This is a genomic window from Pseudomonas sp. GM49 (genome assembly GCF_000282355.1).
GTDB lineage: Bacteria > Pseudomonadota > Gammaproteobacteria > Pseudomonadales > Pseudomonadaceae > Aquipseudomonas.
Genome location: NZ_AKJL01000121.1, coordinates 1 through 920, shown reverse-complemented (window position 1 = coordinate 920; position 920 = coordinate 1). Strand labels below are relative to the sequence as shown.

At 61.6% G+C, this 920-nt stretch carries 1 protein-coding gene; it reads right to left on the bottom strand.

The window, feature by feature from the left end; translation table 11 throughout:
• Window positions 1–920 (bottom strand): OmpP1/FadL family transporter (locus tag PMI29_RS17060; RefSeq protein ID WP_007997255.1); only part of this gene is annotated, 920 nt, incomplete at both ends.

The window sequence follows — 920 nt, the reverse complement described above, 5'->3', positions numbered from 1 at the left end:
CGATTGCCCGATACGGTTTTTGCCTGGTCAACCGGCATGTCGCCGAGCCAGACCATGGCCCAACTGACGTTGACGTCGGTGTCCTTGTTCAGCGCATAGGTGGCTCCTGTCGCAATGCGCCAGGATTCATTCATCGGCACGACCACGCTGCGATTGCTGTCCGAGACGGCGCTGCTGTCGTAGGCCACGCCGAAGTTCCACAACCACTGCTCGGTGGCCTGGTATTGCGCCCCCAGGGAGAGGTGCCAGGTGTCCTTGAAGCCGGCGTCGACCGTAGTCGATTGCGCTCCAGACGCCGTGGTGTCGACCTCTACGGCGATGTCGCCGAACTCGGACCAGTCCTGCCAGTTGGCCGAGGCCAGCAGCGCCCATTGCCGGTCCAGTTGCTGGAACAGGCTCAGGGTTACGGTTTGCGGCACCTTCATGTCGAGTTCGGTGTTGGTGTTGTTGACGCGCTCGAGCAGACGTCCATCGCCCTTCACATCGAGCCGGTCCTTGAAGTCCAGGTCAACCTGGCTGGTGTAGGTCAGGCCGATGCGCGTGCCGGGTTGCGGGGCGTAGATCACGCCGACGTTGGCGCCATAGCCCCAGGTGTTGTCCCTGTACTTGTATTGGCCGTCAGAGCGGTCAGTGAAGCCGAAAGGGGAGCGGTCGATGGCAGTGTCTGCCTTCAACATGCCATACATGGCCTTGATGCCCAGGCCCACCGACCACTGCTCGTTGAAGCGATAAGCCACGCTCGGTACCAGCGACAGGCCGAGCAGGCTGGAGTTCTGCGCGAAGTAGCGGCCTGACCAATCGTTGTCGTAATTGACCGCCAGGCCGAAGTCACCGTACTGGCCGAAACCGACGCTCCAGTGCTCGTCCAGTTCATGGCTGATGAAAAAGCTGCCACCGGGAATCGGATCGAGGGCATTGCC